The following is a 627-nucleotide window of genomic DNA, read 5'->3' as shown; positions in this document are numbered from 1 at the left end:
TTTACCAGAAGTGGCTAGTCTAACCGCAAGGAGGACGGTCACCACGGTAGGATTCATGACTGGGGTGAAGTCGTAACAAGGTAGCCGTATCGGAAGGTGCGGCTGGATCACCTCCTTTCCAGAGCTAAGCGTTTCAAAGTTGAGTGCTCACACTTGTCGGCTGTTAATTGAAGACAGGCTCAGGGGTCTGTAGCTCAGTCGGTTAGAGCACCGTCTTGATAAGGCGGGGGTCGATGGTTCGAATCCATCCAGACCCACCATTGCCTTGTCTGGTGTGGTGGCTGACGTAGCTGGCTGAAAAACCTCTGTAGCGTTGTCATGACTGGGGGATTAGCTCAGCTGGGAGAGCACCTGCTTTGCAAGCAGGGGGTCGTCGGTTCGATCCCGTCATCCTCCACCAATCCTCAATGCACAGTGTTCTGCGACACGCAGAAGATTATGCATTGGCGATTGAGCCAGTCAGCGAGTGATCTGAAGCATAGCGCTTCATATCGGCTGTCGTTCTTTAACAATCAGGAAGAAGTAGTAAAGAGATTCGCGAAAGCGTACTTAGAGATGGGTACGTAAGTAGGCGAATCAGGGTTGTGATTGTATCGAAAGTATTTAAGGGTTGTCGAAAGACAGCCT

The 627-nt window shown here is 51.0% G+C and carries 2 tRNA genes and 1 rRNA gene; all 3 read left to right on the top strand.

Going from position 1 to position 627, the window contains the following annotated elements:
• Positions 1–118, top strand: a 16S ribosomal RNA gene (locus G3O01_RS45035); the annotation flags it as partial.
• 65 nt (positions 119–183) lie between these two features.
• Positions 184–260: transfer RNA gene (locus G3O01_RS45030), tRNA-Ile, on the top strand.
• Positions 261–324: 64 nt separating this feature from the next.
• Positions 325–400, top strand: a tRNA-Ala gene (locus G3O01_RS45025).
• Positions 401–627 lie beyond the last annotated feature (227 nt).

Origin of the sequence: Burkholderia sp. Ac-20365, from assembly GCF_017104715.1 — a bacterium.
Lineage (GTDB): Bacteria > Pseudomonadota > Gammaproteobacteria > Burkholderiales > Burkholderiaceae > Paraburkholderia.
The sequence above is the reverse complement of the archived record's forward strand: the minus strand, read 5'-3'. Positions and strand labels throughout refer to the sequence as shown.